The sequence below is a fragment of the Coxiella endosymbiont of Ornithodoros maritimus genome (assembly GCF_907164965.1).
Classification (GTDB): domain Bacteria; phylum Pseudomonadota; class Gammaproteobacteria; order Coxiellales; family Coxiellaceae; genus Coxiella.
The window spans coordinates 1-5,181 of record NZ_CAJRAM010000088.1 but is presented as its reverse complement, the minus strand read 5'-3'; the positions used below and the strand labels follow the sequence as shown (position 1 = coordinate 5,181).

Here is a 5,181-nt window from a genome sequence, read left to right as displayed (position 1 = left end):
ATGAGGCTAATTCATGCGGTGGCTCTGTGAAGCCGCATATACGTTCTTTTCGTCAAAACTGATTGTTGACAACAACCCTGGGGCCATATACGTATAGACCAAAGCAGAATACGGGAAAATAATGATCTCGTCTATCATCCCCGTATTTCACTGCGCTTCATACATATCATTACCATAAAAAGACAAATTATTATGGAGTTAAAAAAACATAGGCTACGAGTTAGTCATTGCTAAAACCGCTTGGAGTTCTTTTTCTAGCTTATGATAGTAAGATTTCAAATCGATTGGCGAACGAGAGCGCAATTTTGATTCAAAATCCTCTAAGATTTTTTGAAGTCGGGGAGAAAGAAAGCGCATGAAAATCATCGATACTTCGCAGACGTCTGGGAAAGTACCTGAGAGCAGCCAGTAAATTAGTAATTGGAAATTTAGACGGTTTTCGCAATATCGGTATTTTTTTATCTGCATCCCAAGGATAACAAGGAATAACAACACCTAAATCCTGAAGGATAGTGATGTACCCGTTGACCACGGTATTGTTTGCCAAACCCGCTTCGCGCGCTAATTTGGCTTGGCCTACCGATACTCCACCGAACTTAAATAAAATCTGAAGGATATTGTATTAAAGATACCCGGGTCAGCGCGTATGATTTCACCGTCAATCCAATCGCGCGTGAGCTCAATGACGTATTCGGGAAGAAAATGCTGCTCCGCTAACTCTGCGCATGCAATGGGCGATCCGCCAGATAACAAATAAGCAGTTAATGTATTTATCTCCAATGTTGAATGAAATACGCAATGCAATTCTTTGTACGCAATTGGAGCAAAAAAAATAATTGCTTCCATCGAGTTTGCCTTTCCTACCAGCTAACCGTTCGAATCTCCGTCGTAGATCGCTTGCATTTGAGCCCGTTGTAACGATCAAAATATCCCTGAGATGTCCGCGATCAGATAATTTTTTAATACCATTTCCCAATTTGTGATTGCTGTGATTTCAATGGCGGATGGCAGCTTTTTTTGAAAAGGCAGGTAGCAGTTTTTGAATCGCTTGTTCAAGCCTATTCTTTTCTAAGATGTCGTCCCCTTTGAGATAAAAGGCACTTGCAGGACAAAAATCTATAATACTTTGACGCAACGCTTTTTCAAGCCAAGTGCTTTTGCCGTATTGGCGAAGGCCGCGAATGGAGATAATTCCAGGCTCGGTGGTGGGCAAAGTCTTTAAGCCGAAATCAATTTCAAAGATTAAAAGTGCTCTTTCCAGTTGATCCAGGTGAAGGAAAAGACCAGGCCAGCTGATTTCACCGGATGCTAGGAATTTGTTAATCTCGGTCAAACCCATGCCTTTCTGCTAACGTTAGTAACGTTAGCAATCGTTCATTTTGGTTAAAAATCACCAAAACACTATAATATTGAAATAGTTAAGTGCCCCCTGTAACATTTTATTTCATAGTTAGGCTATATGAGCAATGAATGAAAACTCAACTATCCGCAAACATCTATGACATCGTAGTCATTGGTGCCGGTTTTGCAGGGTTTTATACCGCCCAAGAGTTGAGTCGTGCTCGTTATAAAGTGGCCTTATTGGAGATAGGAGATGGCCTTTTAGGCAAAACGAGCTCTAGTTATAATGAATGTTATAAACTGCACACGGGCGTACATTATGCTGGTCACCCGCAGACCGCCATTCAGTGTCTAAAAGACTCCGTTAAATTCGCTCGTGAATTCCCTGAATACATCCTTGGGTATGAAGACGATACTCTCCCCTGGCGGCATGGCCGGCATTACCTTATGTCAAATTCCCTCTTTGATGAAGAAACCATAAAAAAGACTTGTTCTCTTTTACAAAAAACCTATGCAGAGCTGGTGCAGCAGGACCCAGCCAATAAAGTGTTTGGTGATCCTGCTCATTTCATTCGTTATTTAAAAGCGAGTGAATACCCTTACGTAGCAAAAACAATTGCGCAACCGGACATACCTAATGGAAATGCGGATGCTCACGTCATTTTAGGAATAGAAACGCCGGAATCACAAATCAACATCGTTAAGCTAAGACATTATGCTGAACGCGAGATAAATCATTTCGATCAATTAACCTTTGCGACCCAGCATGAAGTAAAAAATATTTAATTCGCACCCGACAACTTAGATTACCAGGTGGAGGTATACGATTGGTTGGAAGGTAAAACAAATATTATACGTACAAAAGGTGTCGTCAATTGTGCTTGGCAGAATAGAATATTGAAAGCTTGGATCGTGGACTCGGTTATTACGTCCCCGATGGTCGATTAGTGCGGCTTAAAGTCAGTCTTCTCGTTTGTCTTCCGGAAATCCTTCGGTTAATAAATACTTGCATTTTTTTGCTGGCCCGCATTGTTCGGTTACAAATTTAGGCGATGGAACAGCAGTCATAACCTATGAGCCCGCTACCAACGTGGGCCATTACGCGGCGGGAGAAGTTCCTTCACAAGCAAACGCACGTTTGGCTGATATCATTGGCCAAGAGCTACGACCCCACGAAGGTAAGGGGAAAGTGTTAGAAGAGGCTATAATGGAGGGCGCCGCACGTTATGTCCCCGCCCTTAAGGGGGCAACGGTTAAAGAAGTACGGCTTGGCTATGTTAAAATCTTTACTTCCTCGAAAGAAACTTACACGATTTTTGATAAGGCAAGTCCTATTCATCGCAGACCTGAGGATGGCGTTTAACAAAAAGGCTTATGTTATATTTCGCATTCCGGTATGAAAATGACCTATACAAGGAATAACGCCGTTAAAGTGCGGGAAACAATGGATCTAAAGTGCGGGAAACAATGGATCTAAAGTGCGGGAAACAATGGATCTAAAGTGCGGGAAACAATGGATCGACTTTTATCTTACGCCGATCACTTGAGCACCTGCCCTGTGCTGTAAAAATGGGGTACGCTCGAAATGAAAAACGATCGACCGAATTTAGCTCCTAAATAATTGAGGAACGGAAAAAATGCAGGGCGGAAAGAATAATAACGAAGAAGCGCTTTTAGAGATTATCAATAATATTCCTCATTCTATCTTTTGGAAAGATAAAAACTTAATTTTTCGCGGCTGCAATAAAATGTTCGCTGAACAATTTGGTTATAAGGATCAATCGGGCATTATCGGTAAAACGGATGAAGATTTCCCTTGCTCAAAAGAATTGAGGAAAAAATATCGCCAAGATGATCTTTCCGTCATAGAGACCGGAAAACCAAAGCTCGATTATGAAGAATCACAAATGCAGGCCGATGGTTCGATAAAAACCGTGTTGGTGAGTAATAAAGTTTTCCTTATCGCAATAAAGAAGGCAATATTGTCGGTGTTTTAGGGATTTATACCGATATTACAAAACGAAAGCGCATGGAAGAATCGCTGGGCAAAGCGAATAAAGTTAAATCCGAATTTTTAGCGAATATGGGCCATGATTTGAGAACGCCGTTGATGGGGATAATTTTGATTGCTGAATATTTATGGAAAAAGCAAACCGAAGAAAAGGATAAGCAACTGGCGAAGAACCTAATACTTGCCGGAAAACAATTACTTCATTTCATTAACGAAGCGTTAGAAATAACCAACGTTGAAGAAGGGAATATCGATTATAAAAAAATCTTTCTCGCTCATAAAATTAATTGACCAAGTATTCGCAATGCTTCGCCCTTCCTTTCAACAAAAACAGTTAGCATTTTATAACGATTACGACCCCCGTATCCCCGAAGTTATCCCCGAAGTACTTATCGGCTCGGAGATAATGATTTTTCGGATTTTAATGAATTTGTTAGGAAATTCGCTAAAATTTACTGAAGAAGGTCAGGTAACTATTCAAACCAAGTTAGTCAACCGGTCAGATAATCGGGTTCTTATTGAATTAATTGTGTCGGACACGGGCATCGGGATACCTAAAGAAGAACATAAGAATATATTTGCCCAATTTAAACGGCTCACTCCTTGCTTATGCCAGTAAATATCGGGGATCGGGTTTAGGATTATTTCTCGTTAAAACTTATGCAGAGGCCCTCCAGGGCCGAGTGACTTTCAGAGAGTGAGAGCCTGGTCGGGGAAGTCGATTCATCTGCACAATTCCTTTAACGATTGCCAAACACAAGGACTTAAAGCCTCAAAAAAAAGGTATGACGCTGCCTTAACGAAGCTCGAGGAGCTTTTAAAACCTGAATTGCTGCCCCCAGTGTCGCTAAAAAATCTGATTTAAAGAAAGTGCCTATTTTGCTGGTGGAAGATACCCCGCTGGGCCAAAAGGCGATAGGAATTAAACTGGAAGAGCCGGGTTGTGCCGTTGATCTTGCCGATGATGGTGAAGCTGCGATTAAAAAAGCGAGCCAAAACCAATATTCTCTTATTTTTATGGACATTGGCCTTCCAGGTATCGATGGTTATGAAGCAGCGGCGCGTATTCGTGCCTGGGAAAAAGAACATCATAAATCCCCCACGCCAATTGTTGCACTAACCGCACATGTCAATGAAGAGGGCGAGCAACAATGTTACAAGGTCGGGATGAATTTGGTATTACACAAACCGATGCTGAGACGATACGGGCAACGGATTTTGAATCGGTTCGTTAACAAGGAGAGAAGAGAAACTGAATCTCCGGCTTCTGATGCTGAAGAAAGAAGTAACAATAACAAGGTTATTGATTGGACGTCGGCGACTCGTATATTTGGAAATAAAGCCGCCACCAAAAAATGTTTAAATTATTCTTAGAAGAATTTCCTCGATTTCATGAGGAAATTAAAAAAGCTTTCAAAGCTAATGATCGCAAGGCATTAGCCTTTTACGTACATAAATTAAACGGTGCAGCGTGTTACACACCGACTCCCCGACTTCAAAAAATCTTAGAGGATTTTGAATCAAAATTGCGCTCTCGTTCGCCAATCGATTTGAAATCTTACTATCATAAGCTAGAAAAAGAACTCCAAGCGGTTTTAGCAATGACTAACTCGTAGCCTATGTTTTTTTAACTCCATAATAATTTGTCTTTTTATGGTAATGATATGTATGAAGCGCAGTGAAATACGGGGATGATAGACGAGATCATTATTTTCCCGTATTCTGCTTTGGTCTATACGTATATGGCCCCAGGGTTGTTGTCAACAATCAGTTTTGACGAAAAGAACGTATATGCGGCTTCACAGAGCCACCGCATGAATTAGCCTCAT

General features: G+C 41.2%; 4 pseudogenes. 2 read left to right on the top strand and 2 right to left on the bottom strand.

Going from position 1 to position 5,181, the window contains the following annotated elements:
• Positions 1 to 213: 213 nt before the first annotated feature.
• A pseudogene (locus OWO34_RS07960) lies at positions 214 to 345 on the bottom strand (hypothetical protein); the annotation flags it as partial.
• Positions 344 to 1,339: pseudogene (locus OWO34_RS07955) on the bottom strand (AAA family ATPase); the annotation flags it as partial. The pseudogenes OWO34_RS07960 and OWO34_RS07955, both read right to left, overlap by 2 nt.
• 131 nt (positions 1,340 to 1,470) lie before the next feature.
• Between OWO34_RS07955 and OWO34_RS07950 the strand changes: the two are divergent.
• Together OWO34_RS07950 and OWO34_RS07945 are read left to right on the top strand one after the other, a co-directional pair.
• Positions 1,471 to 2,791 (top strand): annotated as a pseudogene (locus tag OWO34_RS07950) (FAD-dependent oxidoreductase); the annotation flags it as partial.
• A 187-nt stretch (positions 2,792 to 2,978) separates the two neighbouring features.
• Positions 2,979 to 4,968, top strand: a pseudogene (locus tag OWO34_RS07945) (ATP-binding protein).
• The last annotated feature ends 213 nt before the right edge of the window (positions 4,969 to 5,181 follow it).